This window comes from Amycolatopsis sp. cg5 (genome assembly GCF_041346955.1).
In the GTDB taxonomy this organism is placed as follows: Bacteria; Actinomycetota; Actinomycetes; order Mycobacteriales; family Pseudonocardiaceae; genus Amycolatopsis.
The window spans coordinates 3,003,966-3,028,102 of the sequence record NZ_CP166849.1 but is presented as its reverse complement, the minus strand read 5'-3'; the positions used below and the strand labels follow the sequence as shown (position 1 = coordinate 3,028,102).

The 24,137-nt window shown below is 69.2% G+C and carries 26 protein-coding genes; 15 read left to right on the top strand and 11 right to left on the bottom strand.

Features of this window, described 5'->3' with window-relative positions:
• Positions 1-297 precede the first annotated feature (297 nt).
• The 10 genes from AB5J62_RS13885 to AB5J62_RS13840 all read left to right on the top strand — a co-directional run bounded on the left by AB5J62_RS13885 (position 298) and on the right by AB5J62_RS13840 (position 10,187).
• A complete protein-coding gene (locus AB5J62_RS13885; protein ID WP_370948624.1) occupies positions 298-1,485 on the top strand; it encodes a winged helix-turn-helix domain-containing protein in 1,188 nt (395 codons plus the stop codon).
• Between the two features lie 133 nt (positions 1,486-1,618).
• Positions 1,619-3,037: an FAD-dependent monooxygenase gene (locus AB5J62_RS13880; protein ID WP_370948623.1), complete on the top strand. Its 1,419-nt coding sequence runs from the start codon at positions 1,619-1,621 to the stop codon at positions 3,035-3,037.
• Positions 3,034-3,354 (top strand): TcmI family type II polyketide cyclase, encoded by a 321-nt coding sequence (locus AB5J62_RS13875; RefSeq protein WP_370948622.1) that lies wholly within the window; start codon positions 3,034-3,036, stop codon positions 3,352-3,354. The genes AB5J62_RS13880 and AB5J62_RS13875 overlap by 4 nt, the downstream gene beginning before the upstream one ends.
• A complete protein-coding gene (locus tag AB5J62_RS13870; RefSeq protein ID WP_370948621.1) occupies positions 3,351-4,592 on the top strand; it encodes a beta-ketoacyl synthase in 1,242 nt (413 codons plus the stop codon). The genes AB5J62_RS13875 and AB5J62_RS13870 overlap by 4 nt, the downstream gene beginning before the upstream one ends.
• The gene (locus tag AB5J62_RS13865) at positions 4,589-5,734 is read left to right on the top strand and encodes a ketosynthase chain-length factor (protein ID WP_370948620.1); all 1,146 of its coding nucleotides are present in this window, start codon (positions 4,589-4,591) and stop codon (positions 5,732-5,734) included. The genes AB5J62_RS13870 and AB5J62_RS13865 overlap by 4 nt, the downstream gene beginning before the upstream one ends.
• A 3-nt stretch (positions 5,735-5,737) precedes the next feature.
• Positions 5,738-5,968, top strand: coding sequence for an acyl carrier protein (locus tag AB5J62_RS13860; RefSeq protein ID WP_370948619.1), 231 nt, complete (start codon positions 5,738-5,740; stop codon positions 5,966-5,968).
• Positions 5,961-6,728 (top strand): 3-oxoacyl-ACP reductase FabG, encoded by a 768-nt coding sequence (gene fabG, locus AB5J62_RS13855; protein WP_370948618.1) that lies wholly within the window; start codon positions 5,961-5,963, stop codon positions 6,726-6,728. The genes AB5J62_RS13860 and fabG overlap by 8 nt, the downstream gene beginning before the upstream one ends.
• A 9-nt stretch (positions 6,729-6,737) precedes the next feature.
• Positions 6,738-7,619 (top strand): aromatase/cyclase, encoded by an 882-nt coding sequence (locus AB5J62_RS13850; RefSeq protein WP_370948617.1) that lies wholly within the window; start codon positions 6,738-6,740, stop codon positions 7,617-7,619.
• Complete coding sequence (locus AB5J62_RS13845; protein WP_370948616.1) at positions 7,612-9,009, top strand: FAD-dependent monooxygenase; 1,398 nt, start codon at positions 7,612-7,614, stop codon at positions 9,007-9,009. Before AB5J62_RS13850 ends, AB5J62_RS13845 begins: the two co-directional genes overlap by 8 nt.
• A complete protein-coding gene (locus AB5J62_RS13840; protein ID WP_370948615.1) occupies positions 9,006-10,187 on the top strand; it encodes a cytochrome P450 in 1,182 nt (393 codons plus the stop codon). The genes AB5J62_RS13845 and AB5J62_RS13840 overlap by 4 nt, the downstream gene beginning before the upstream one ends.
• 134 nt (positions 10,188-10,321) lie before the next feature.
• On the opposite strand, the gene AB5J62_RS13835 is transcribed toward AB5J62_RS13840, so the two are convergent.
• Entirely contained in the window at positions 10,322-10,822 is a 501-nt protein-coding gene (locus AB5J62_RS13835) for a helix-turn-helix domain containing protein (protein ID WP_370948614.1), read from the bottom strand.
• 125 nt (positions 10,823-10,947) lie between these two features.
• Between AB5J62_RS13835 and AB5J62_RS13830 the strand changes: the two genes are divergently transcribed.
• Positions 10,948-11,220: a hypothetical protein gene (locus tag AB5J62_RS13830; RefSeq protein WP_370948613.1), complete on the top strand. Its 273-nt coding sequence runs from the start codon at positions 10,948-10,950 to the stop codon at positions 11,218-11,220.
• A gap of 20 nt (positions 11,221-11,240) precedes the next feature.
• On the opposite strand, the gene AB5J62_RS13825 is transcribed toward AB5J62_RS13830, so the two are convergent.
• The gene (locus tag AB5J62_RS13825) at positions 11,241-12,839 is read right to left on the bottom strand and encodes an alpha/beta hydrolase (RefSeq protein ID WP_370948612.1); all 1,599 of its coding nucleotides are present in this window, start codon (positions 12,837-12,839) and stop codon (positions 11,241-11,243) included.
• Positions 12,840-13,035: 196 nt separating this feature from the next.
• Between AB5J62_RS13825 and AB5J62_RS13820 the strand changes: the two genes are divergently transcribed.
• Entirely contained in the window at positions 13,036-13,668 is a 633-nt protein-coding gene (locus AB5J62_RS13820) for a DNA alkylation repair protein (RefSeq protein WP_370948611.1), read from the top strand.
• Here AB5J62_RS13820 and pheT read toward each other — a convergent pair.
• The 6 genes from pheT to infC form a co-directional block, all read right to left on the bottom strand.
• Complete coding sequence (pheT, locus tag AB5J62_RS13815; protein WP_370948610.1) at positions 13,665-16,184, bottom strand: phenylalanine--tRNA ligase subunit beta; 2,520 nt, start codon at positions 16,182-16,184, stop codon at positions 13,665-13,667. The genes AB5J62_RS13820 and pheT overlap by 4 nt on opposite strands.
• On the bottom strand, positions 16,184-17,251 hold the full coding sequence (gene pheS / locus AB5J62_RS13810; RefSeq protein ID WP_370948609.1) for a phenylalanine--tRNA ligase subunit alpha: 1,068 nt from the start codon (positions 17,249-17,251) through the stop codon (positions 16,184-16,186). The genes pheT and pheS overlap by 1 nt, the downstream gene beginning before the upstream one ends.
• Positions 17,252-17,421: 170 nt before the next feature.
• Positions 17,422-18,243: a TrmH family RNA methyltransferase gene (locus AB5J62_RS13805; protein ID WP_370950256.1), complete on the bottom strand. Its 822-nt coding sequence runs from the start codon at positions 18,241-18,243 to the stop codon at positions 17,422-17,424.
• On the bottom strand, positions 18,243-18,620 hold the full coding sequence (gene rplT / locus AB5J62_RS13800) for a 50S ribosomal protein L20 (protein WP_091298248.1): 378 nt from the start codon (positions 18,618-18,620) through the stop codon (positions 18,243-18,245). The genes AB5J62_RS13805 and rplT overlap by 1 nt, the downstream gene beginning before the upstream one ends.
• 68 nt (positions 18,621-18,688) lie before the next feature.
• Positions 18,689-18,883 (bottom strand): 50S ribosomal protein L35, encoded by a 195-nt coding sequence (gene rpmI, locus AB5J62_RS13795; protein WP_370948608.1) that lies wholly within the window; start codon positions 18,881-18,883, stop codon positions 18,689-18,691.
• A 79-nt stretch (positions 18,884-18,962) separates the two neighbouring features.
• Positions 18,963-19,574: a translation initiation factor IF-3 gene (infC, locus tag AB5J62_RS13790; protein ID WP_091298251.1), complete on the bottom strand. Its 612-nt coding sequence runs from the start codon at positions 19,572-19,574 to the stop codon at positions 18,963-18,965.
• Between the two features lie 225 nt (positions 19,575-19,799).
• On the opposite strand from infC, the gene AB5J62_RS13785 reads away from it, so the two are divergent.
• From AB5J62_RS13785 to AB5J62_RS13775, 3 genes are all read left to right on the top strand, one after another.
• On the top strand, positions 19,800-20,159 hold the full coding sequence (locus AB5J62_RS13785; protein WP_370948607.1) for a DUF1844 domain-containing protein: 360 nt from the start codon (positions 19,800-19,802) through the stop codon (positions 20,157-20,159).
• A gap of 109 nt (positions 20,160-20,268) precedes the next feature.
• Complete coding sequence (locus tag AB5J62_RS13780) at positions 20,269-20,916, top strand: GntR family transcriptional regulator (RefSeq protein WP_370948606.1); 648 nt, start codon at positions 20,269-20,271, stop codon at positions 20,914-20,916.
• Entirely contained in the window at positions 20,913-21,908 is a 996-nt protein-coding gene (locus tag AB5J62_RS13775) for a 1-aminocyclopropane-1-carboxylate deaminase (protein WP_370948605.1), read from the top strand. The genes AB5J62_RS13780 and AB5J62_RS13775 overlap by 4 nt, the downstream gene beginning before the upstream one ends.
• A 41-nt stretch (positions 21,909-21,949) precedes the next feature.
• Here AB5J62_RS13775 and AB5J62_RS13770 read toward each other — a convergent pair whose 3' ends face one another.
• The 3 genes from AB5J62_RS13770 to AB5J62_RS13760 are packed head-to-tail and all read right to left on the bottom strand — an operon-like array spanning position 21,950 to position 24,047.
• Positions 21,950-22,333, bottom strand: a complete 384-nt coding sequence (locus AB5J62_RS13770; protein WP_370948604.1) for a RidA family protein — start codon at positions 22,331-22,333, stop codon at positions 21,950-21,952.
• The gene (locus AB5J62_RS13765; protein WP_370948603.1) at positions 22,333-23,094 is read right to left on the bottom strand and encodes an IclR family transcriptional regulator; all 762 of its coding nucleotides are present in this window, start codon (positions 23,092-23,094) and stop codon (positions 22,333-22,335) included. The genes AB5J62_RS13770 and AB5J62_RS13765 overlap by 1 nt, the downstream gene beginning before the upstream one ends.
• The gene (locus tag AB5J62_RS13760) at positions 23,091-24,047 is read right to left on the bottom strand and encodes a sugar kinase (RefSeq protein ID WP_370948602.1); all 957 of its coding nucleotides are present in this window, start codon (positions 24,045-24,047) and stop codon (positions 23,091-23,093) included. The genes AB5J62_RS13765 and AB5J62_RS13760 overlap by 4 nt, the downstream gene beginning before the upstream one ends.
• Positions 24,048-24,137 lie beyond the last annotated feature (90 nt).

The window sequence follows — 24,137 nt, the reverse complement described above, 5'->3', positions numbered from 1 at the left end:
TACTCATGCAAACTCAATCAAACCGGGGTGGGACACGGAGAGTGCGCGCGCCAGACATCAGACCACTCGGATGGAGGAACACGGGGAAGGTCCGGGTCTGGCATTAATGGGCTGATGGGGATAGGCGAGGTGTGGCAGGTAGGCGCGCTCGAAATGTCCGTCCAGCACTGCGATTCCGATTCGTGGCGACTGGTCGTGGAAATCGGCCGCAATCCCGAACTCGCGGACAAATTGTCCCGCTCATTGGGGCTACGTCCCATGCCGACGCAAAGAGGTATTCCCGCAGGTGGAAGCCCTATGCCATGGGTACTGTCCGGCCGTTCCGAGTCCGCGGTGCGGGAATACGCCGCAAAACTCCGCGCTCATCTCGGCGCAACCCTCGCTCCGCAAAATGTCGCCTGCACATTGGCGGCCAGCCGCCCCTTCGAATATCGCGCCGTGCTCGTCGCCGAGGACACTCCGAAACTGCTCGACGAACTCGCCGGCGTCGCCGAGGGACGGACGCCGGTGACGCGCGCCGCGTTCGGCCCGATCGCCTACCTGTTCACCAGCCGCGCCATCGACCCGACCAGCACGATCGACCTGCTGAGCGCGCGCTACCCCGTGTTCGCCGAGACCGCCGCCGACCTCCGGTCGCGAGTGGACGATGACGTGTTCGTGCTCGAACTCGCGCTCGTGCGGCTGTTCGGGCATTGGGGCGTGCGGCCCGACGTCGTGGTCGGCAAGTCCATCGGCGCGCTGGCCGCGGCCTACGTCGCGGGCGTGCTGACGCTCGGTGACGCCTGCGCGCTGGTGTCCGCCTATCGGGGTGGAATCTTCGACAAGGTCCTCGAAACGGTCACGCTCCGACCGCCGGTTCTGCCGATCGTGATCGGCGGGGACGTCACGTCGCCGGAGTTCTGGGCGTCGCACATGGCCTCGCCGCCGCGCATGTTCGGCAGCATCTTCGCGCTCGCCGACGACGGGGTCTCGACGTTCGCCGAGGTCGGTGCCGACGGTGTGCTGTCCGAGCTCGGGCAGGACTGCGTGCCCGCGGCCGAGTTCGCGCCGCTGGTACGCGGCGGCCAGGAGTACCGGTCAGTGGTCACCACGCTCGCGTGGCTGCACGAACGCGGGGTCGCGGTCGACTGGCAGGCGTTCTTCGGTGAGTGCGAACCGGTCGAGGTGCCGCCGAGGCCGTGGCGGCAGCCGATCGCCGTGCCCGCGCCGGAGGGTCCGCTGCGGCTCGACGCGCCCACCAGGCAGGTCCGGCTGCACGGCAGGGTCATCGCTGTCACGCGCAAGGAGTTCGACCTGCTGCGGCTGCTGTCGTCGCGCCGGGGCTGCGTCGTGCCGCGCAAGGAGATCATGCTCGAGGTGTGGGGCGACGAGCACGACCTCGGCCGGACGCTGGACACCCATGTGAACAGCCTGCGCCGCAAACTCGGCTCCAGCGACTGGATCGTGACGGTCCGCGGAGTCGGGTTCCGCCTGGGTCAGGCCTGATTTGACATTCCTCTGACATGTTTTGACATGGTCTGCCAAAGCCTTGCCGGAATTTGACGGACAACTCGTTGCCCGTGCCCGTGAACGCGTGGAAATTTGAATTCACTGGGGTTCGAGCGGCGAGGGTGGGCAGATGCGAGTTGTCGTCGTTGGCGCGGGTCCTGCCGGTTTGATGCTGGCGGGCGAACTCCGGCTCGGCGGAGCCGAAGTCGTGGTGCTGGAAAAGCTCCCGGAGCCGACCGGGGAATCACGCGGGCTGAATTTGACCGCGCGCACGATGGAGGTTTTCGATCAGCGGGGTATTCTCCCGTTGTTCGGGAATCTCAAGACCACGCCCGGCGGGCATTTCGGCGGGCTGCCGGTGGACTTCGCGGTGCTCGACGGCGCGCATCACGGCGCGTACGGCGTCACCCAGGCACGCACCGAGGCCGTGCTCGCCCAGTGGGCAGGCTCGCTCGGCGCGGACATCCGACGTGGTCAGGAAGTCGTCTGGCTGACCGAAACCGACGAACATGTCGAGATCGAGACCGGTTCGGGCAAGCTGCGCGCGGACTACGTCGTCGGCTGCGATGGAGGTCGCAGTCTCGTCAGGACATTGGCGGGCATCGGGTTCGAGGGTCGCGAGGCCACCCGGGAACTGCTGCTCGCCGACGTCGAAGGCTGCGCGTTGGAACCTCGGATGATCGGCCGATCGGTGCCGCTGGGCATGGTGATCGTCGGCCCGATCAGCGCGGGCGTCGACCGCGTCATCCTGTGCGAACGCGGCGCGCCACCCCGGCGGCGGACCGGGCCGCCGAGCTTCGCGGAGTTCGCCGAGACCTGGCATCGGCTGACCGGCGAGGACATCTCCCACGGCCGTCCACAGTGGATCAGCGCGTTCGGTGACCCGGCCAAGCTGGCCACCACCTACCGCAAGGGCCGGATCCTGATCGCGGGTGACGCGGCGCACGTGCACCTGCCGGCGGGCGGACAGGGCTTGAACGTCAGCGTGCAGGACGCGGTCAACCTCGGCTGGAAACTCGCAGCGCAGGTCAGCGGCTGGGCGCCTGCCGGGCTGCTCGACACCTACCACGCCGAGCGGCACCCGGTCGGCGAGCGGCTGCTCGTCAACTCCGCCGCGCAAGGCACGGTGCTGATGGGCGACGACACGATCCAGCCCGTCCGCGACGTGCTCACCGAACTGATCGCGCACGACGAGGTCACCCGGCATCTCGCGGGCATGGTCACCGGGCTGGACCTGCGCTACGACGTCGGCCCCGGTGAACATCCGTTGCTGGGCAAGAGATTGCCGCGGGTGGACCTCGACGGCGCGCCGAACACGACCGAGCTGCTGCACCCGGCGCGTGGCCTGCTGCTCGACCTCTCCGACGACGCCGAGCTGCGACGGGCCGCGTCGCCGTGGGCCGACCGGGTCGACATCGTCACCGCGTCGGCCGAGAACCTGCCGCCGAAAACCGAAGCCTTACTCGTCCGGCCCGATGGACACGTGGCCTGGGCCGGCGAGGAAGACCTGACCGCCGCACTGCGACGTTGGTTTGGAGAACCGCGATGAGGACACTGATCGTGGCGCGGATGGCGCCCGGCTCCGGCGAGGACGTCGCCGGCATCTTCGAAGAGTTCGACCGCAGCGAGATGCCCGGGATCATGGGCACCAAGCGCCGGGAGCTCTTCTCCTACAAGGGCCTGTACTTCCATCTGCAGGACTTCGACGGCGACGGGCCGCAGTCGATCGAGCAGACCCGCACGCATCCGCTGTTCGTGGCGGTGAGCGCCGATCTGAAGCCGCACATCTCGCCGTTCGATCCGGAGACCTGGCGCTCGCCTGCCGACGCGATGGCCACCTCGTTCTACCAGTGGGAAGCGCCATGAACCGCCGGGTCGTGGTGACCGGGATGGGCGTGCTCGCGCCGGGTGGCGTCGGCGTCAAGCCGTTCTGGACGCTGCTCACCGACGGCCGGACGGCCACCCGCCGGATCTCCACGTTCGACCCGTCGCCGTTCCGCTCACAGGTCGCCGCCGAGGTCGACTTCGACCCGCGCGCGCACGGGCTCGGTGCGCAGGAACTGCGCCGGATGGACCGGATGACCCAGTTCGCGGTGGTCGCCGCCCGCGAGGCGCTAGCCGACAGCGGACTGTCCACTGTGGATTCGGAGCGGACCGGGGTCGCGCTCGGCACCGCGGTCGGCGCGACGATGACGCTGGACGCCGAATACCGGGTGGTCAGCGACGACGGCGCACAGTGGCTGGTCGATCCGGAGTACGCGGTGCGCCACCTCTACGGCGCGTTCGCGCCTAGTTCGGCCGCGGCCGAGGTCGCGACGGCGCTCGGCGCGCAGGGGCCGGCCGCGGTGGTGTCCACCGGCTGCACCTCGGGCATCGACTCGGTCGGGCACGCCTGGCAGCTGATCCGTGAGGGCTCGGCCGACGTGATGATCGCGGGCGCCTCGGACGCGCCGATCTCGCCGATCACCGTCGCCTGCTTCGACGCGATCAAGGCGACGACCCCGCGCAACGACGAGCCGGAGCAGGCGTCGCGGCCGTTCGACCGCTCGCGCAACGGGTTCGTGCTCGGCGAGGGCGCGGCGGTGTTCATACTGGAAGAACTCGACCACGCGCGCAGCCGGATGGCCGACTGCTACGGCGAGATCACCGGCTATGCCAGCCGCAGCAACGCCTTCCACATGACCGGGCTGCGGCCGGACGGGACCGAGATGGCCGCCGCGATCCGGCAGGCACTCGACATCTCGAAGCTGGATCCGTCCGATGTGGACTATGTCAACGCGCATGGTTCCGGCACGCAGCAGAACGACGTGCACGAGACCGCGGCGGTGAAGGCGGCGCTCGGCGAGCACGCGTACCGGACGCCGATGAGCGGGATCAAGTCGATGGTCGGCCATTCGCTGGGCGCGATCGGGTCGATCGAGATCGCGGCCTGCCTGCTCGCCAGGCGCTACGGCGTGGTGCCGCCGACCGCGAACCTGCACGAGCCCGATCCGCGCTGCGACCTGGACTACGTGCCGCTGACCGCGCGCGAGCACCGGGTGGACACGGCGTTGACCGTCGGCAGCGGGTTCGGCGGCTTCCAGAGCGCGATGGTGCTCGCATGAAGACGATCGTGACCGGCATGTCCGTCGCCGCGCCGAACGGCCTCGGTGTCGAGGACTACTGGCGCGCGACGCTCGCCGGGCGCGGCGGGATCGGGCGGCTGACCCGCTTCGACCCGTCGCGCTACGCGGCGACGCTCGCCGGTGAGGTGACCGGGTTCGACGCGGCCGAGCACCTGCCGGGCAGGCTGCTCCCCCAGACCGATCCGATGACCAGGCTGTCGTTGGCGAGCGCGGCCTGGGCGCTCGAAGACGCCGGTATCGAGGACACCGGGGGCGGCGGGGTCGTCACCGCGAGCACCGGCGGCGGGTTCGAGTTCGGCCAGCGTGAACTGGGCAACCTGTGGAGCAAAGGCCCCAAGCACGTCAGCGCGTATCAGTCGTTCGCGTGGTTCTACGCGGTGAACTCCGGGCAGATCTCGATCCGCAACGGGCTGCGCGGGCCGTCGAGCGTGCTCGTCTCGGACCAGGCTGGCGGACTCGACGCGCTCGGCCACGCACGCAGGCAGATCCGCGGCGGCACGCCGTTCGTGGTCTCCGGCGCGGTCGACGGCGCGCTCTGCCCGTGGGGCTGGGTATCGCTGCTGGCGAGCGGGCGGGTGAGCACGTCGGCCGATCCGGACCGCGCCTATCTGCCGTTCGACACCGGCGCGGCAGGTCACGTGCCCGGCGAGGGCGGCGCGATTCTCGTGCTGGAGAACGAAGAAACGGCCGGTGAGCGCGGCTACGGCGAGATCGCCGGATACGCGGCCACCTTCGGCCCGGACGCCTATCGCCGGGTGATCGAACTGGCGCTGGCGGACGCCGGCGAGTCCACAGTGGACGTGGTGTTCGCCGACGCGGCCGCCGTGCCCGAACTGGACCTGGCCGAGGCGGAAGCCATCACGGCCGTGCTCGGCAAGGTCCCGGTGACCGCGCCCAAGACGATGACCGGGCGGCTCTACGCGGGCGGCGGCGCGCTGGACGTGGCATCGGCGCTGCTCGCCATCCGCGACGGCGTCATCCCGCCGACGACCAACGTCACCAACGCCCACGACCTGGACCTGGTCACCATGCCGAGGCCCGCACAGCTGCGCACCGCGCTGGTGCTCGCGCGCGGCCAAGGCGGTTTCAACTCGGCGATCCTGCTGCGACGAAAGGATTGAACAGTGCTCACCTTGGACGAGCTACTCCGGATATTGACCGACTGCGCGGGCTCGCCGGAGCCGGTCAGCGGTGAGCTGATCGACGCCGAGTTCGCCGACCTCGGCTACGACTCGGTCGCCCTGATCGAGGCGACCGGACGGCTTTCGCGCGACCACGGTGTCGAACTCGACGACGACGCGACCGCGACCGCCCGAACCCCGCGCGCGCTGCTGGAGCTGATCAACCATGGCTAGGACCGCACTCGTCACCGGCGCCACCAGTGGCATCGGGCTCGCCGTCGCGAAGCAGCTGGCCGAATCCGGGCATCAGGTGTTCCTCTGCGCCCGCAACGACGTCTCACCGACCGTCAAGCAGCTGCGCGCCGATGGCTTCGAAGTCGACGGCACCGAATGCGACGTCCGGTCCGAAACGGACGTCCAGGCGTTCGTGCAGGCCGCTGTCGACCGGTACGGGCCGGTGGACATCCTGGTCAACAACGCCGGCCGCAGCGGCGGTGGGGTCACCGCCGATCTGGTGGACGAGCTGTGGTTCGACGTGATCGACACCAACCTGCACGGGGTGTTCCGGATGACCCGCGCGGTGCTCAACACCGGCGGGCTGCGGCACCGGCCGTGGGGCCGGATCGTGAACATCGCGTCGACCGCCGGCAAGCAGGGCGTGGTGCTGGGCGCGCCGTATTCGGCGTCGAAGCACGCCGTCGTCGGGTTCACGAAGTCGCTGGGCAACGAGCTGGGCAAGACCGGGATCACGGTCAACGCGGTGTGCCCCGGTTATGTCGAAACGCCCATGGCGCAACGGGTTCGCCAAGGTTACGCGGCCGCGTGGGAGATCGGCGAGGACGAGGTGCTCGACCGGTTCCAGGCCAAGATCCCGCTCGGCCGGTACAGCACCCCCGAGGAGGTCGCCGGGCTGGTCGGCTACCTCGTTTCGGACCCGGCGGGCTCGATCACCGCGCAGGCGCTGAACGTCTGCGGCGGCCTCGGCAACTTCTGAAGGAGAACGATGAACGTCGAACACGAGATCACCGTCGACGCGGCGCCCGCGGACATCTACGCGTTCCTCGCCGATGTCACCCGGTGGCCGACGGTCTTCGAGCCGACCGTGCACGCCTCGGTGCTGGAGCGGTCCGGCGACGTCGAGCGCATCCGGCTGTGGGCGACGGCCAACGGCTCGCCCAGGACGTGGACGTCCCGCCGCGTGCTCGATCCCCAAGCACTGCGTGTCGAGTTCCGCCAAGAGGTCCCACGCGCGCCGATCGCGTCGATGGGCGGCGCCTGGGTGATCGAGCCGTCGCCGGCGGGCGGCTCGCGGGTGCGGCTCCTGCACGACTACGAGGCCATCGACCCGACCGGGATCGCGTGGATCGACGAGGCCGTCGACCGCAACAGCCACAAGGAACTCGCCGCGCTGAAGACCTTCGCCGAAGGCACGGTCGCGCCGGTGCACACGTTTGCGGACACCGTGCACATCAAGGGCTCCGCGGCCGACGTGTACGCGTTCATCAACGAGGCCGACCGGTGGCCGGAGCGGCTGCCGCACGTCGACCGGGTCGCGCTGACCGAGGACATCCCCGGGCTGCAACTGCTCGAAATGGACACTCGCGCGCCGAACGGTTCGGTGCACACGACCTCGTCCGTGCGCGTCACGTTCCCGAAGCTGATCGTCTACAAGCAGACGCTGCTTCCCGCGCTGCTGTCCCTCCACACCGGACAGTGGCAGATCCTCGAGGACGAGGACGGCGTGCAGGTCACGTCGGAGCACTCGGTGTCCGTGCACGACCCGGCCACGCTCGACCAGGTACGCGCCGCGCTGAGCGCCAACAGTCTCGCCACCCTGCACCATGCCAAGGCCTATGCCGAGAGCCAGGAGGAAGTCCTTGCCTGACACCGACGTCATCGTGGTCGGCGCCGGGCCGACCGGTCTCTTGCTGGCCGCCGAGCTGCGACTCGGCGGCGCGGAGGTGGTCGTGCTGGAGCGGCTGACCGAGCCGACGACGCAGTCGCGGGCCGGCGCGATCCACGCCAGGTCCGTCGAGATCTTCGACCAGCGCGGCAGGCTGGAACACCTGGGCGCTGTCGATCGTGACGACCACGGGCATTTCGGCGGGCTCGACCTCGATCTGGGCCAACTGCCGACCGTCCACCCTGGACGGATGAAGCTCGCCCAGGCCCGGGTGGAGGCCATGCTCACGGCATGGGTGACCGAACTCGGCGCGGAGATCCGCCGAGGCCACGAGGTGACTTCGGTCGAGCAGACCGAGTCCGAGGTCGTGGTCAACGGCTCGCTGACGGCTCGCTACGTCGTCGGCTGCGACGGCGAGCGCAGCAGTGTCCGCGAGCTGGCCGGGTTCGACTTCCCCGGCGTGGACGCCGAACTCGAGCTGCTGCGCGCCGACGTGCGCGGCATCGAGGTGCCGTTCCGGTTCTTCCAGCGCTATCCGGCGGGCCTCGCGATCGCGTTGCCGATCGACGGCGGGCTCATCCGGCTCGTGGTGCACGAGTTCGGCCGCCCACCGCGCATCCGCTCGGCTCCCCCGGCGTTCGCCGAGGTCGTCGCGGCGTACGAACGGGTCACCGGCGAGGATGTCAGCGCGGGCGAGCCGGTGTGGGTCGACGCGTTCGGCAACACCTCGCGGCAGGTGACGGAGTACCGGCGCGGCCGGGTGCTGCTGGCCGGCGACGCCGCCCACCATGTGATGCCGGTCGGCGGGCAGGCGATCAACCTGGGCCTGCAGGACGCGTTCAACCTGGGCTGGAAACTCGCCGCCGAGCTCCGCGGCACGGCGCCGGCCGGACTGCTCGACAGCTACCACGCCGAACGCCATCCGGTCGGCGTCCGGGTCAAGACGAACATCCAGGCGCAGGCCCAGCTGCTGCTCGGCGACACCTCGGTCGACCCGCTGCGCGAGGTGTTCCGCGAGCTGATCACCCACAGCACGGTGCGCGACCACCTCGCCGCCGCGATCGCAGGCCTCGACGTCCGCTACGGCGAAGGCACGCATCCGCTGCTCGGCGCGCGGTTGCCGTACTCGCCGCTGACCACGGACGCGGGGACCACGGACACCACATCGCTGCTGCGCACGGGCCGCGGCCTGCTGCTGAACCTCTCCGGTGAGCCGTGGACGGCGGCCGGGGTGGACGTCGTGCCGGCCAAGGTGGAGCCGGGCAGCCCACTGTCCGATGTGGACGGTGTGCTGGTGCGCCCCGACGGCCATGTCGCCTGGGTCGCGGGCGCCGGCTCGCTGGAGACCGCGGTGAGGCGCTGGTTCGGATGACCTTCCCGTTCACCGAATGGCAAGGGGTCGGCGACCACCCGGAGCTGGCCAGGATGCGCCGCGAAGACCCGGTGCCGCTGGTGCCGATCGCCTCCGGCGGCACGGCGTACCTGGCGACCCGCCACGCCGACGTCCGCCGCGTGCTGATGGACCCGGTCTTCAGCCGGGCGGCCGCGGCCGCCCGGCAGGACGCGGCGGTGCTGACCCAGCTCAGCCGCCTGCCACCGGTGCTGATGAACCTCGACCCACCCGACCACACCCGCATCCGCAAACTGGTCGCCCATGCCTTCTCCGCAGGCGCGGTCGAAGCACTGCGCCCGGTCGCCACCCGGATCGCGGCGGAGCTGGTCGACGACATGATCAAAGCCGGGCCGCCCGCCGATTTCCTGCACGACTTCGCCAGGCCGTTCCCGGCCCGCGTCATCTGCGCGCTGCTCGGAGTGTCCGATGTGGACCGTCACCGGCTGCGCTCGCTGATGGACATCACCCTGTCCACCGGCGACCGCGCCGAAGTCGGCTCGGCCTTCGGCGAGATCATGGGCCTGATCGGGGATCTCGTCGCCACGAAACGCCAGAGTCCCGCGGACGACCTCGTCTCCTCACTCATCGCCGTCCGCGACGCGGGTGACCAGCTCAGCGAACCCGAGCTGCTGTACACCGTGCTCAACCTGTGCACCGGCGGCTACGAACCGGTCGCCGGCGCACTGTCGAACTCACTGCTGGCTCTCTCGCCCGCCCAGCTCGACCGGCTGACCGCCGACCCTGGCCTGTTGCCTGGCGCGCTCGAGGAACTGCTGCGCTACGTCCCGGTTTTCTGCTCCGCCAAGGAGAGGGTCGCACTGGCTGACGTCGAGCTGTCCGGTGTCCACATCCCGGCCGGTTCGACGATCATCCCGGTGACCCCGTCGGCCAACCACGACGCCGAGGCCATTCCGGATCCCGGCCACGTCGACCTCGCGCGGACGAGCCCGCACCTGGCGTTCGGCCACGGCGTCCACCGGTGCGTGGCCATCCCGCTCGCGATGATGGAACTGGAGATCGCCTACACGACAGTGCTCACCCGGCTGCCCGGACTGCGCCCGACGTGCTCGGTGGCGGACCTGGTCTGGAAGACCGGCCTGGTGACGGTCGGCCCGACCAGCCTGCCCGTCACCTGGCGCGAAACTCCGGGGTCGTGACCGGTCACGACGACGACCTCGGGTTTTCGGCATTGCACACTCTGCAGTTTTCAAACACCGGATTTTTCAAGCAGCGCAAAGCTTCCTAGGCGGCTGGTGGTGGGCAAGTCCGGAAGACCGGCCCACCACCGGCCCTACTCCGTTTCACCTCCCAGTGCTTCGGGCCTGCGGCTGGGCGGGGTCGGGAGGTACTCCCCCTGGTTCTCCGGATCACAGCCGACCCGAGGCAGCCGCGCGCGAATGCCGCCGGGTGTCCGCTCGAAGTAGTGAGCGATCGCCTCGACGCTTTCGCCTGCCAGCCACCGTTTTTCCAGCTCGGCGTCCTCGCCCGCCGACCAGGACTGGCCTTGTTTGGCAGGCCGATCGCCTGGTCTTCGGCGCGGCGGTGGTTTCGGTCTGCCCACGAAGTCGAAGAGGCTCTCCGCGAGCAACTCCGCCACCGTGGACACGACCTGGTTCTGCAGATCGAGCCGCCCTTCGGCGACCGGGTCGCCGTCGGCATCGGCGCCGCCGATGGTGATGGCGACCCACTGCGAGGGTTGGGTGTGGTCGTCGCTCGGCTGCGCGGCGACCTCGATGCGATAGGTGTTGGTGCCGACCCGGATCTCTGTCCGGTGCTCTTTGGTGATGTTCATGCCCGCGACGGTAGACCCCGGCACCGACAGTTTCGTGACTTTCCGCGTCCGACCTGCTGCTCTCCGAAATTGTCGGACCCTCGACGTACGGTGATGCCATCACATTCGGCAACGAGGGAGTCACGATGAGAGAGCATCAGTTCTGGCGGCCGATCCGGCTGCAGCACAGCGTCGACGACACCATCGCCGCGGAGGCGATCTACGACGCCTTCGGCTTCGTCGGCAGCGCACGGCCGGACGGCGAGCAGCTCTCGGAAGACCTGCCGAGCCTCAGAACCAGGTTTCCGAGACTCATCGCGAAACACGTGGCCCCCGGCGCCGAGGCGCTTCCCGAACCCGCCGTCCCGGTGCCGAAACACTGGTGCCCCGACCTGGCGGACCAGATCGGGGCACCGTGATGGAGCACTACTCAGTCAACTCAGAAATGCAGCAGCTGCGGAAGCAGTTCCTTCTTGGCGTCGGCACCGGCCTTCGCCTTGTCCGACCGCTGAGCGGCCGCGGCGCCCGCGGGCACCGGTGGCGGGACCGGCTCGCACTGCGCGTCCGAGTGCCCCTGGCCGGGTGTGCGCTTCGGCAGCTTGCCGGTGGCCAGGTAGTCAGCGATCTTGTCGTCGACACACGACACACCGGACAGCGAACCGGAGTGGGTGGTGCCGCCAGGAGCGCTGATCAGGCTGGAGTTCGGGTAGCGCTTGCGCACCTCGAGGCTGCCCGGGTACGGGGTGGCCGCGTCGAGCTCCTCGTCGATCAGCAGGATGCCGGGCACCTTGCTGCCGTCGATCTCCACCGGCTTACCGGCCTTGGCGGGCCAGTAGAGGCACGGCGCGTTGAACCAGGCGTTGCCCCAGGTCTCGAACGGGGCGCGCAGGTAGGTCAGCCAGTTGTCGATCTTCCACTTGGTCCAGCTCTTCGGCCACTGCACGTCGGTGCACTGCACGGCCGCGTAGACGGCGAAGCCGTTGTCCGCGCCCTCGCCCTGGGCGTTCGAGTCGTCGTAGAGACCCTTCAGCGTCTGCCAGTCACCCTTGTGCACCCAGCCGTCGAAGGCCTTGGCCATGTCTTCCCAGCCGAACACGTAGTACCCGGCCTGCAGGAAGACGTCGGTCCACTCGTCGCCGCCGATGATGCCGCCTGCGGGGTTGGCGTAGAGCTTCTTCTGCTCGGCGTACCAGAGCTTCTCGACGTCCTTGCCGGTCTTGCCGAGGTGGTAGATCGAGTCGTACTTGGCGACCCACTCGAAGTAGATCTTGATGTTGCGGTCGAACGCGACATCCTGATCGAGGTTCGCCTGGTACCAGACCTTGCGCGGGTCGACGTTGCCGTCGAGCACCATCCGGCGGACCTTCTGCGGGTACAGCGTGCTGTACACCTGGCCGAGGTAGGTGCCGTAGGAGAAGCCGTAGTAGTTGATCTTCTCTTCGCCCAGCGCCTTGCGCAGGTTGTCGACGTCCTTCGCGACGTCGACGGTCTTGATGTGGTCGAGCAGCGCGCCGTTCTTCTTGCAGGCGTCGGCGTAGCCCTTCGACTTCGCCAGCCAGGTCTTCTCCAGCTCACGGGTGGTCGGCACGTACTGCGGCCGGTTGTAGCTGAAGTAGTTGCCGTCGCAGGTCAGCGCCGGCTTGCTGGAGCCGACACCACGCGGGTCGAAGCCGATCCAGTCGTAGTTGTCGCCGGCGCCGTTCGGCACGGCCGCGCCGAGGGTCGACAGCCCGAGGCCCGAACCGCCGGGGCCGCCGGGGTTCACGACCATGATGCCCTGCGACTGCGGGGTCTTGTGCTTGACGCGCGAGACGGCGATCTGGATCTTCTCGCCGTTCGGCTTGGCGTGGTCGAGCGGCGTCTCCAGGAAGCCGCACTCCGCACCGGCCTTCTGCAGGCGAGCGCTCTCACACTTGCCCCACTTGATGGGCGCCGGGGCGAACTCGGTCGCCGCAGGCGCCGCGCCCGCCATGGGAGCGATGGCCGCTCCGCTGACGAGCAAGCTCGCGGCCGCTACCGCGGCAGCAAATTTGTTCACGATGTTCCTTTTCGTCGACGTTCGTCCCGATTTCAGGGAAAATACCGAGTCTTGCCAACAACTTCGCCGACCGACACGGATTTCACCATCCGTCTTTCGTTGGTATTTCCTAGACTCATCAGTGAGCCGATTCGGACAAACGTCACGGGTCCGCCACCTGGCGTACTCGTCATCTACCCATCCGGTGGAGGTAAAAATGCAGGCCTCGCGGGACCTGGTCGACGCCGTCCGCACAGGACTGGCCGAGCGGGCGGATCCGGTGAAAGCGCCAGAGATGCGGGCGTACATGAAGTCCGAGATGGACTTCCTCGGCGTCCAGAAACCGGCCAGGCGCGAGCTCACGAGAGAGATTTTCCGCGCGCATCCGCTGCCCGACCGGGAATCGTTCACCGACTCCGTACTCACCTTGTGGCGCGACGCCAAGTATCGCGAAGAGCGATATGTCGCGCTGGATCTGACCGGCGACAGAGCGTACGCGCACTGGCTGGACTCGGAATCGCTCGAACTCTACGACGAATTGATCGTCACGGGCGCCTGGTGGGACTACGTGGACGAGATCGCCGTCCGCCGGATCGGCCCGATACTGCGTGCGGAACCCGACGTGCTCAAGCCGCGCCTGCGGGACTGGGCGGCCGACGCCGACCGCTGGCGGCGCCGGACCGCGGTGATCTGCCAGATCGGCTCAAAGGAGGCCACGGACACCTCGCTGCTGTCCAAGACCATCGAACTGAACGTGGCCGACAAGGACTTCTTCCTGCGCAAGGGCATCGTCACCACCCACCCGGGGTTGTCAGGGCTATCTCAGCGCGAGGCGCTCAAACACCTTTAAGCGCGAAGTTCCGCGCCGTACCTCTCAGCCGTGGCCGCCACTGCGGCGTCCTTGGCCTCGATCGCCTCTTCGACCTTCAGCGTGCGGTCCGGGGCCCGGAACCGCAGCTTGTAGGCCAGCGAGCGCTTGCCTTCGCCGATCTGCGTGCCGGCGTAGGTGTCGAACAGCTCGATGTTCTCGAGCAGGTCGCCCGCCGCACCACGCAGGGTCTCGGCGAGGTCCGCCGACGGCACGCCGGCGTCGACGACGAGCGCCACGTCGAGCAGCACCGGCGGGTACGCCGAGATCTGCGGCGCCGGGCGCGAGTCCGGCAGCGGGATGGCGTCGAGGTCGAGCTCCATGGCGACCGTCCGCTTCGGCAGGCCGAGCGCTTCGATCACCTTGGGGTGCAGCTCGCCGGCGTGCCCGACCGGCCAGTCGCCGACCAGCAGCTTGGCGCAGCGGCCGGGGTGCCAGGGCAGCAGGTCGGTGGCGGCCACGGTGAGCTCGATGCCGGAGGCCGCAGCGATCGTGCGGGCGGCCTGGACCGCGTCGGCCCAGGTGGCGTCCTCGCCCTTGCCCCACCAGCCGGGGCGCAGGCGCTGGCCGGTGAGGACGGTGGCCACGTGCGTCGGCTGCAGCGGCACCGAGGCCTCGAGCAGCGCGAGCTCGTTGTCGGCAGGCCTGCGGTCGACGCCGAGGTCCGGCACGGGCAGCGGCTTGACGCCCGGCAGCACGACCTGGCCGACGTAGAACAGCGCCAGATCCTTGAACCCGCGGGACACGTTGCGCTGCAGGGTCTCCAGGAGCCCGGGAAGCAGGGTCGTGGCCAGCTGGTCCTTGTCCGCCTCGAGCGGGTTGCGCACGCGCACCGTGTGCCGGCGCACGTCGTCTTCGGCGAGGCCGAACGCGTCCCACACGGACTTCGAGATGAACGGGAACGGCTGCACCTCGACGTACCCGGCCTCGGCGAGCGCACGCGAGACCGCGCGGCGACGACGCTGGGTGTCCGTGAGTCCGCGGCCGGCGGGCGCTGCGGGCAGCACCGAGGGGATGCTGTCGTATCCCTCGAGGCGCAGCACCTCCTCGACCAGGTCGGCGGGCTGCACCAGGTCACCACGCCAGCTCGGCGGCGCGGCGGTGACCAGCGCGGTCCCGTCGTCGCTCGCGTTCAGCTCGACCTTGCAGCCGATCTGGCCGAGCCTGCGGACGGTGACACCACGGTCGTAGTTCACCCCGGCCACCCGGTCGGGCAGGTTGATCGGCATGGTGATCGCGGGCAACGGCTCCACGCCGCCCTCGTCGGTGCGGCCCGGCTGGATCGAGCCGTCGCCGTACTCGCGCAGCAGACGCGCGGCACGCTCGACGGCGTGCGCGCACAGCTGCGGGTCGGTGTAGCGCTCGAACCGCTTGGCCGCCTCGGAGAACAGCTTGTGGCGGCGGGCGGTGCGGCTGATCGAAGCCGGGTCCCAGTGCGCCGCCTCGAGGAGCACGTCGGTGCTCTCCGTGGTGATCTCGGTGCTCGCGCCGCCCATGGTGCCCGCCAGCGAGATCACGCCGCTTTCGTCGGCGATGATCACGTCGTCGGGGTCGAGCTCGCGGACCGCATCGTCCAAAGTGGTCAGTTTCTCGCCCGGCTTCGCCTTGCGCACCACCAGATCGCCCTGGACGGCGCCGGTGTCGAAGGCGTGCAGCGGGTGCCCGACCTCGAGCATCACGTAGTTCGTGACATCGACGGCCAGCGAGATCGACCGGATGCCGGAGAGCATCAGCCTGCGGCGCATCCACCACGGCGTCGGCGCGCTCGCGTCGAGGCCGGTGACCCGGCGCAGCACGAACCGCTTGCAGCCGTCGGTGTCCTCGATGTGCACCGGCCAGGCGTCGCCCTCGGCACCGGGCAGCTCGAAGTTGCCGGGGTCGCCGAACGGGACGTCCAGCGCGTTCGACAGCTCACGGGCCAGGCCCCGGATCGAAAGCGCGTAGCCGCGGTCCGGGGTCGGGGTGAGTTCGAGGACGGTGTCGCCGAGGCCCATGAGCTCACGGGCTTCGTCGCCGGGGCTCGCGGTGCCGGACGGCAGCACGAGGATCCCGGTGTGGTCGTCGCCGAGGCCGAGTTCGCGGGCGGAGCAGATCATGCCGTCGCTGATCCGGCCGTAGGTCTTGCGCGAGGCGATCGCGAAGTCGCCGGGCAGCACCGCGCCGGGCAGCGCGACGACGACGAGGTCGCCCTCGGCGAAGTTCGTGGCGCCGCAGACGATGCCGCGGGTGCGGACGGCCGCGGGGTCGTCGCCCTCTTCGAGTTCGGGGGCGTGCTCCTCACCGACCTCGACCCGGCAGAACCGGATCGGCTTCTTGAACTCGGTGAGCTCCTCGATCTCGGCGACCCTGCCGACCACGAGCGGGCCGGTGACCTGGCCGAGCGGCTGCACGTCGTCGACCTCGATGCCGATGCGGATGAAGGCGTCGACGAGCTCCTGCGGCTCGATCGCCTCACCAAGGCCGAGGTGCTCGGTCAGCCAGCTGACGGGGACTCGCACTACGCCTCCGTTCCGAAGGGAAGGGTGAAGCGGACGTCGCCCTCCACCATGTCGCGCATGTCCGGAATTCCGTTGCGGAACTGCAGGGTGCGCTCGATGCCCATGCCGAAGGCGAACCCGGAGTACACCTCGGGGTCGACGCCGCAGGCACGCAGGACGTTGGGGTTGACCATGCCGCAGCCGCCCCATTCGACCCAGCCGGGGCCGCCCTTCTTCTCCTCGAACCACACGTCCACCTCGGCGGACGGCTCGGTGAACGGGAAGAAGTGCGGACGCAGCCTGGTCTTGGAGTGCTCGCCGAACATCGCGCGGGCGAACGCGTCGAGCGTGCCCTTGAGGTGGGCCATCGTGATGCCCTTGTCCACCGCGAGGCCCTCGACCTGGTTGAAGACGGGGGTGTGCGAGGCGTCCAGCTCATCGGTGCGATAGGTCCGGCCGGGGCACACCACGTACACCGGCAGGTCGCGGTGCAGCAGGGTGCGCGCCTGCACCGGCGAGGTGTGGGTGCGCAGCAGCAGCCGCGAGTCCTCCTCGCCCGCGTAGAACGTGTCCTGCAGCTGACGGGCCGGGTGGTCCTTGCCGAAGTTCAGCGCGTCGAAGTTGAACCACTCGGCTTCGAGCTCGGGCCCCTCGGCGACCTCATAGCCCATGGCGATGAAGGCGTCGGCGATCTGCTCGGAGATCGTGGTGATCGGGTGCCGCGCGCCACGGGCGACGCGGTCCCACGGAAGGGTGACGTCGACCGTCTCCTCGCGCAGCACGTGCTCGTCGCGCTCGGCCTGCAGCACGACCAGGCGCGCGTCGTACGCGGACTGGATGGCCTGGCGAGCCTCGTTGACGAGCTTGCCTGCCTCCGCCTTCTCCTTCTTGGGCAGCGCGCCGATCTCGCGGCGGGCCAGCAGCAGCGGCGACTGGTCACCCAGGTGCGCAGGCTTGACGGCGGCCAGCGCGTCGAGGTCGGTTGCCGCGGCGAAGTCCGTTTCGGCCTTCTTGATCGCAGCCCGGAGGGTTTCGGGCGAAAGGGCTTCGCCCGCGGTCGGGTTCTGCTGTTCGGTGGCTCCGGACATAACTCCTCGGCGTCCGTTGGTGACGGGATCGGCGGCCGCACGCGGCCAGGACGGCACACGTGAGGGATGACAGCCGATTCTAGGTGATCGGCTCATGACACCGACCAGGAACCCTCGCGAGCGTCACCGGGTGACGAAGGCGTCCTGAAGATCAACAGCAGGGTGGCCGGTCAGCTCCGGCGGGCGGCCATCGCGCTGGCGTAGACGCAGACTGCGGCGGCGGTCGCCAGGTTCAGGCTTTCCGCCTTGCCGTAGAGCGGAATGCGGACCGCGCTGTCGACGGCGTCGAGTACCTCGGACGGCAGCCCGTGCGCTTCGTTGCCGAACACCCACGCGGTCGGCGTGGTGAGGTCGATCGTGTCCAGTTGCTCGTCGGCGTACCCGTGCGCGGCCCGCGTCGTGAGCCCGGCTTCGGTGCAGGCGGCGAGCGCCTCGCCGATGTCGCGCACACGCGCGATCGACAGGTGGAACAGGCTGCCCGCGGCCGCGCGGACGCATTTGCCGTTGTGTGGGTCGACACTCTCGCCCGCGAGGATCACGGCGTCGGCGCCTGCGGCGTCGGCGACCCGGATCACGGTGCCCGCGTTGCCGGGGTCGGCGACGTCGACGAGCACGGCGACGAGTGTGGCGTCGGTGGGCAGCATTCCGGCGAGCGGCCGGTCGAGCAGCTCGCACACCGCGACGATGCCTTGGGGCGTAACGGTTTCCGAGAGGCCCTCGGCCGCGCGGTCGGTGATCGCGGAAACCCGCACCCCGAGTTCGCGGGCACGCGCGATCAGTGTCGTGTGCTGGGTGGACGCCCGCTCGGCGACGAAGAGTTCGTGCACCTTGCCGTGCGCCAGCGCCGCTTCGACGGCGTTCGCGCCCTCGGCGAGGAACCGGCCGGTCTTGTCACGCTCGGCGCGGCGGGTCAGTTTGCGCGCAGCAACAACCCGGGGTGTCCGCTCGGTGAACGGATCAGCCCCGGGCTGTGTGCGCGCGTCTGAGGAGATCAGGCCGACTTCTTCTCTTCGGTGTTGACGTTCGCCTTGGCGAGCTCGGCGAGCGCCGAGAACGCGGCGGCGTCGTTCACCGCGAGGTCCGCGAGGATCTTGCGGTCGACCTCGACACCAGCGGCCTTGAGGCCCTGGATGAAGCGGTTGTAGGTGACGCCGTTCTCACGGGCGGCCGCGTTGATGCGGGTGATCCACAGCTGGCGGAAGTCACCCTTGCGGGCACGGCGGTCCCGGTAGGCGTAGTTGAGCGAGTGGAGCGTCTGCTCCTTGGCCTTGCGGTACAGCCGCGAACGCTGGCCGCGGTAACCGCTGGCCAGTTCGAGAGTTGCGCGACGCTTCTTCTGGGCGTTGACCGCCCTCTTGACGCGTGCCACGGGTCCATCCTGTCGATCTCAGGGGGCGGATCACACCCCGGGTGGTTAAAGGTACGAGCTGGAGAGGGTCAGCGACCCAGGAGGCGCTTGACGCGGCCGACGTCGGCCTTGTTGACCTCGGTCGTGCCCTCGAGACGACGCGACAGCTCGCTGGACTTGACCTCCATCCGGTGGCGACGGCCGGCCTTCTGGCGGCGCAGCTTGCCGGTACCCGTGATGCGGACCCGCTTGGACGTGCCCTTGTGCGTCTTCATCTTCGGCATTTTGGAGCTTTCCTCTTTCAGGCGGCAGCACACCGGAGACCGGTGTGCTGCGACATGCGTTGCGTGCGGCGCGAAACCGTCAGGACTCGGCGACTTCTTCGTCCTTGGCCGGCTTGGCCTTCGGCTTGACGTTCTTGTGCGGCGCCAACACCATGATCATGTTGCGGCCGTCCTGCTTCGCCGACGACTCGACGAAACCGAGCTCGGTCACGTCGTCAGCCAGCTTCTGCAGCAGCCGGAAACCCAGTTCGGGGCGCGACTGCTCGCGGCCACGGAACATGATGGTCACCTTGACCTTGTTCCCGGCGGCGAGGAAGCGGGACACGTGACCCTTTTTGGTCTCGTAGTCGTGCTGGTCGATCTTCGGCCGCAGCTTCTGCTCTTTGATGACGGTGAGCTGCTGGTTACGGCGTGACTCGCGGGCCTTCTGCGCGCTCTCGTACTTGAACTTGCCGAAGTCCATGAGCTTGCATACCGGCGGGCGCGCCTGGGGCGCGACCTCGACGAGGTCGAGATCGTTCTCCTGTGCCAGCCGCAGTGCATCTTCGATCCGGACGATGCCGACCTGCTCGCCGGCGGGTCCGACGAGGCGGACCTCCGGTACCCGGATGCGGTCGTTGATGCGTGTCTCGGAGCTGATGGGGCCTCCTTGGTCCGAGGAATGATTCCTGTTACTCGACCTGGTGCCCACATACAGAAGGCCCCGTCATCAGGATGTCCTGACGCGCGGGGCCCACTCTTTTTCCGATCGCGAACGACCTCGAGGATCGAACGCTTCGCCACCACGGCCTTGCGGCCGGTGTGGCGAGACCGGACCCGGACACCTGTCTTGCGGCGGTGACTCGGGTGGGAGCGGGGCTCCACTTGTCCGCCCCCGATTGCTCGGGAGCTGGTCGCAGGTGGAAGGGTACCAGACGTGTCAGATCAACCTTCGCAGCAGCCCGAGTATTCCCAGGACATCCGAGGCCTGGAGGAGATTCCCAGCGTCGAGGTCATCAGCAGGGCGGCCGTGATGCTGTTGTCCGCCGCGGCCGAGCGCCTCGGTCTCGCCGACGCCGACCCGGACACCAGCCCCCACCGCGACCTCGACGAGGCACGCCGCCTGATCACCGCGCTCGCGGGCCTGGTCACGGCCTCCGCAGAGTACCTGGGCGCGCACGCCGGCCCGCTGCGCGACGGCCTGCAGTCGCTCCAGAAGGCCTTCCGCGAGGCGTCGGCCGTGCCCGACTCCCCCGGCCAGGGACCCGGCGAGAAGTACACCGGCCCGGTTTACTAGGCGTTACCGCAGCTCAGGGGTCGTGAGTGGTACGGCCGGTTCTAACCGGTCACGCCACTCACGACCCTTTTCTTTGCGCTCGGCGCGACACTCAACTAAAATGTTAGATGTGAGTAGCTTACCCAGGCTGTCGCGGTCGCTCCTGCGTGACGAGGCCTACGAGACACTGCGGCGCGCCATCATCGACGGCACGCTCGCGCCGGGCGCGAACCTGCGCGACGCCGACATCGCGGAGGAGCTCGGCTTGTCACGAGCGCCGGTCCGCCAAGCGCTGACACGGCTCGCGGCCGAGGGGCTCGTCGATTCGAAGCCGCAGAGCTACACCCGCGTCGCGCCGGTCGTGACCGACGACGTCCGCGACGCGCTGTGTCTCGTCCGAGGCCTGCACGAACTCGCGATCCGCGACGCGCTCCCCCGCATGGGCGAGCCCCAGCTCACCGCCATGCGCGACGCCAACGCCGAGTTCGCCCAGTCGATCACCACCGGCGACATCGACGCCGCCATCGCCGCCGACGACCGGCTGCACGCGGTACCCGTCGAGGCCTGCGGCAACCGCGCGCTCGCGGCCACCCTCGACCGCTACACCCCGCTGCTGCGCCGCCTCGAATACGCGCGCTTCGGCTCGCTGCCCGCCCACCGCTCGGTCAAACGCCACGACGAGCTCATCGTCGCGATCGCCGCTCGCGACGCCGAGGCCGCCATCCGCATCACCCGCACGATCTGGACCGAACTCGAATCCCTGCTGGAGGACCGATGATCGACTTCGCCCGCTACCCGCTGCTGATCGGCCCCTCCCCCGTTCACCCGCTCGACCGGCTCACCGCCCATCTCGGCGGCGCCCGCGTCTGGGCGAAGCGCGAGGACCTCAACTCCGGGCTGGCCTTCGGCGGCAACAAGACCCGCAAGCTCGAATACCTGCTCGCCGAGGCGCTCGGCCAGGGCGCCGACACCCTCATCTCGATCGGCGGCGTCCAGTCCAACCACACCCGCCAGGTCGCCGCGGCCGCCGCCCGCGCCGGCCTGAAGGCCGTGCTCGTGCAGGAAAGCTGGGTCGACTGGAACGACCCGCTCTACGACCGCGTCGGCAACATCCAGCTTTCGCGGATACTCGGCGCCGACATCAGGATGGTGAACGCGGGCTTCGGCATCAGCTTCAAGGAGAGCTGGGAGAACGCGGTCAAGGAGATCGAAGCCGCGGGCGGCAAGCCGTACGCCATTCCGGCGGGCGGCTCCGACCATCGCCTCGGCGGACTCGGTTTCGCCAACTGGATCGTCGAACTCGAGGCGCAGGAACGAGAACTCGGCGTCTTCTTCGACACCATCGTGGTCTGTTCGGTCACCGGCGGCACCCAGGCGGGCATGATCGCGGGCACCGCGCTGACCGGCAAATCCCGCCGCGTCATCGGCATCGACGCCTCGGCCAAGCCGGCCGAGACACGCGACCAGGTCACCCGCATCGCCCGCGCCACCGCCACACTGATCGGCGCGCCCGAGCCCGCCGAGACCGAACTCGACGAGCGCTACCACGCGGGCATCTACGGCATCCCCGACGAGTCCACAGTGGACGCCATCCACACCGCGGCCCGCTTCGAGGGGATGATCACCGACCCGGTCTACGAGGGCAAGTCGATGGCAGGCCTCATCGACCTCGTCACCCGAGGCGAGATCCCGCGCGACTCGAACGTGCTCTACGCCCACCTCGGCGGCCAGCCCGCGATCAACGGCTACACCTCAGTACTGGGGTCGTGAGTGGTATCGCCGGTTAGAACCGGCGATACCACTCACGAGTCTCAGTCGCCGAGGACGGCGAGTACGTCGATCTCGACCAGAAGGCCTGCCGGGAGGCCGACGTAGACCGTGGTGCGGGCGGGGAAGACCCCGGACACCAGGGTGTCGTAGACCTTGTTGAACTCGGCGAAGTGGTCGACGTCGGTGAGGTAGACGCGGACCATCAGCACGTCGTCGAAGCTGGAGCCGGCGGCTTCGAGCACGGCGTTCAGGTTGACGAAGGTCTGCTTGGTCTGCTCGGTGACCGTGTCGCCGACGATGGCGCCGGTGGCCGCGTCGAAGGCGACCTGACCAGCCACCTGCAGCAGGTTGCCCTTGCGGACACCCTGCGAGAACGACGCGATGGGGGTCGGCGCGTTCTCCGTGGTGATCGCGGTCTTGCCCATTACTTTCCCCTTTCCATGTTTCCCGTCCATCCACTGTGGACGGAAGCTTCGGCCGCGGCTGCGACCAGTTCCGGGACGAGGCCCATCAGGCCGTCGTAGTCGAGCAGCACCTTGGGCACCGACATCGAGGCCGCCGCGAGCACCTCACCCCGGGCGCCGCGGATGGGGGCGGCGATGCAGTGGATGAAGTCCTCGTGCTCGGCGTTGTCGACCGCGTAGCCGCGGTCGGACACGTGGGCCAGCTCGACGAGGTAGTCCGACGCGTTGGCGATGGTGTTCGGCGTGAGGCGGACGTAGTCGATGGCCTCGGCGACCTGGAGGCGGCGCTCCGGTGGCATCGCGGCGACCAGTACCTTGCCGACGGCCGTGCAGTGCAGCGGGGCGCGCTTGCCGATGCGGGAGTACATGCGGACCGAGTGGCGGCCCTCGTACTTGTCGATGTAGACCACCTCACCGTCCTCATAGGACGCGAGGTGGATCGTGTGCCCGGTGCGGGCGTTGAGTTCCGACAACGCGGGCTGTGCGGACCGGCGGACGTCGCGGTCTTCGAGTGCCTGGTTGGCGAGGTCGAACAGCGCGCTGCCCAGCCGGTAGTAGCGGGTGCCCTCGCGGCGCACGAAGTGATGCGACTCGAGGGTGCGCAGCAGCCTCAGCACGGTCGACTTGTGCACGCCGATCTCTTCGGCGAGGTCGTCGAGGGTCTTCGGGCCCTTCGCGAGCCCCGTGAGCACGGTGAGCGCGCGGTCCAGGCTCTGGCTCATGCTCCACCCAGCCTTGCGTCGGCCCAGGCTTGGTCGTCGGCCGCGAGCAGCGACGTAATGACCTCGCCGGGTAGTGGTTCGCCCACGTCGTCATGGGTGAGCAGGGTGGCGGCGGCCTGCAGGTGACCGCGCCGGAGGCGGGTCAGCGGGTCGTCGCCGCGCAACGTGGCCGCCAGGAAGCCGGCCGCGAAGGCGTCGCCGGCGCCGACGGGCTCGACGACGTCCACCTTCAGCGCCGGCGCGAACAGGACCGTGTCGTCTTCGAGCAGGGTGACGCCGCGTTCGCCGTGCTTGACCACCAGGGTGCGCGGTGACGGCAGCAGCTCGCGCAGCCGGGCTGGATCGCCGGTCCCCCACACGCTTTCGGCTTCTTCGTCGCCGGTGAGGACGATGTCGGCCTGTGCCGCGAGCGAACGCAGCACGCTCGGGTCACGGCCGGTCCACAGCGCGGGCCGGAAGTTGACGTCGAACGAGACCAGCGTGCCGGGCTTCGGCTTCGCGAGGATCGCGCGCACCAGCTCGTGGCAGCTTTCCGACAGGGCGGGGGTGATTCCCGACAGGTGCACCGCGCGGACGCCGGTGAAGTCGATCTTCTCCAGCAGCTCGGGGCCCATGCCGGACGCCGCCGAACCTGCCCGGTAGTACCGCACCGGGCTCCCGGAGGAACCGCTTTCCTTGATGTACAGGCCCGTCGGCCTGGTCGGGTCCACGTACACCCCGCTCACGTCGACGCCCGCCGCCGAGATCTCCGCGAGCAGCGCTCGCCCGAACGGGTCGTCGCCGACGGCGCTCACCCAGGCGCTGGACAGTCCCAGCCCTGGCAGATGCGACGCCAGGTTCGACTCGGCACCGCCGATCGTCCGCTTCCAAGTGCGCACCCGATCGGGTGGGCCACTCTCCGCGGGGACGAACAACGCCATCGACTCGCCGATGCACAGCACAGCGCTCGCCACTAACCATCTCCCCGCCGTCTAGCTCCCGTTGACCTGCCGCGCACCGGATGCTACACCTATGGCGCGCAACATACGCAACGTCCATTGCAA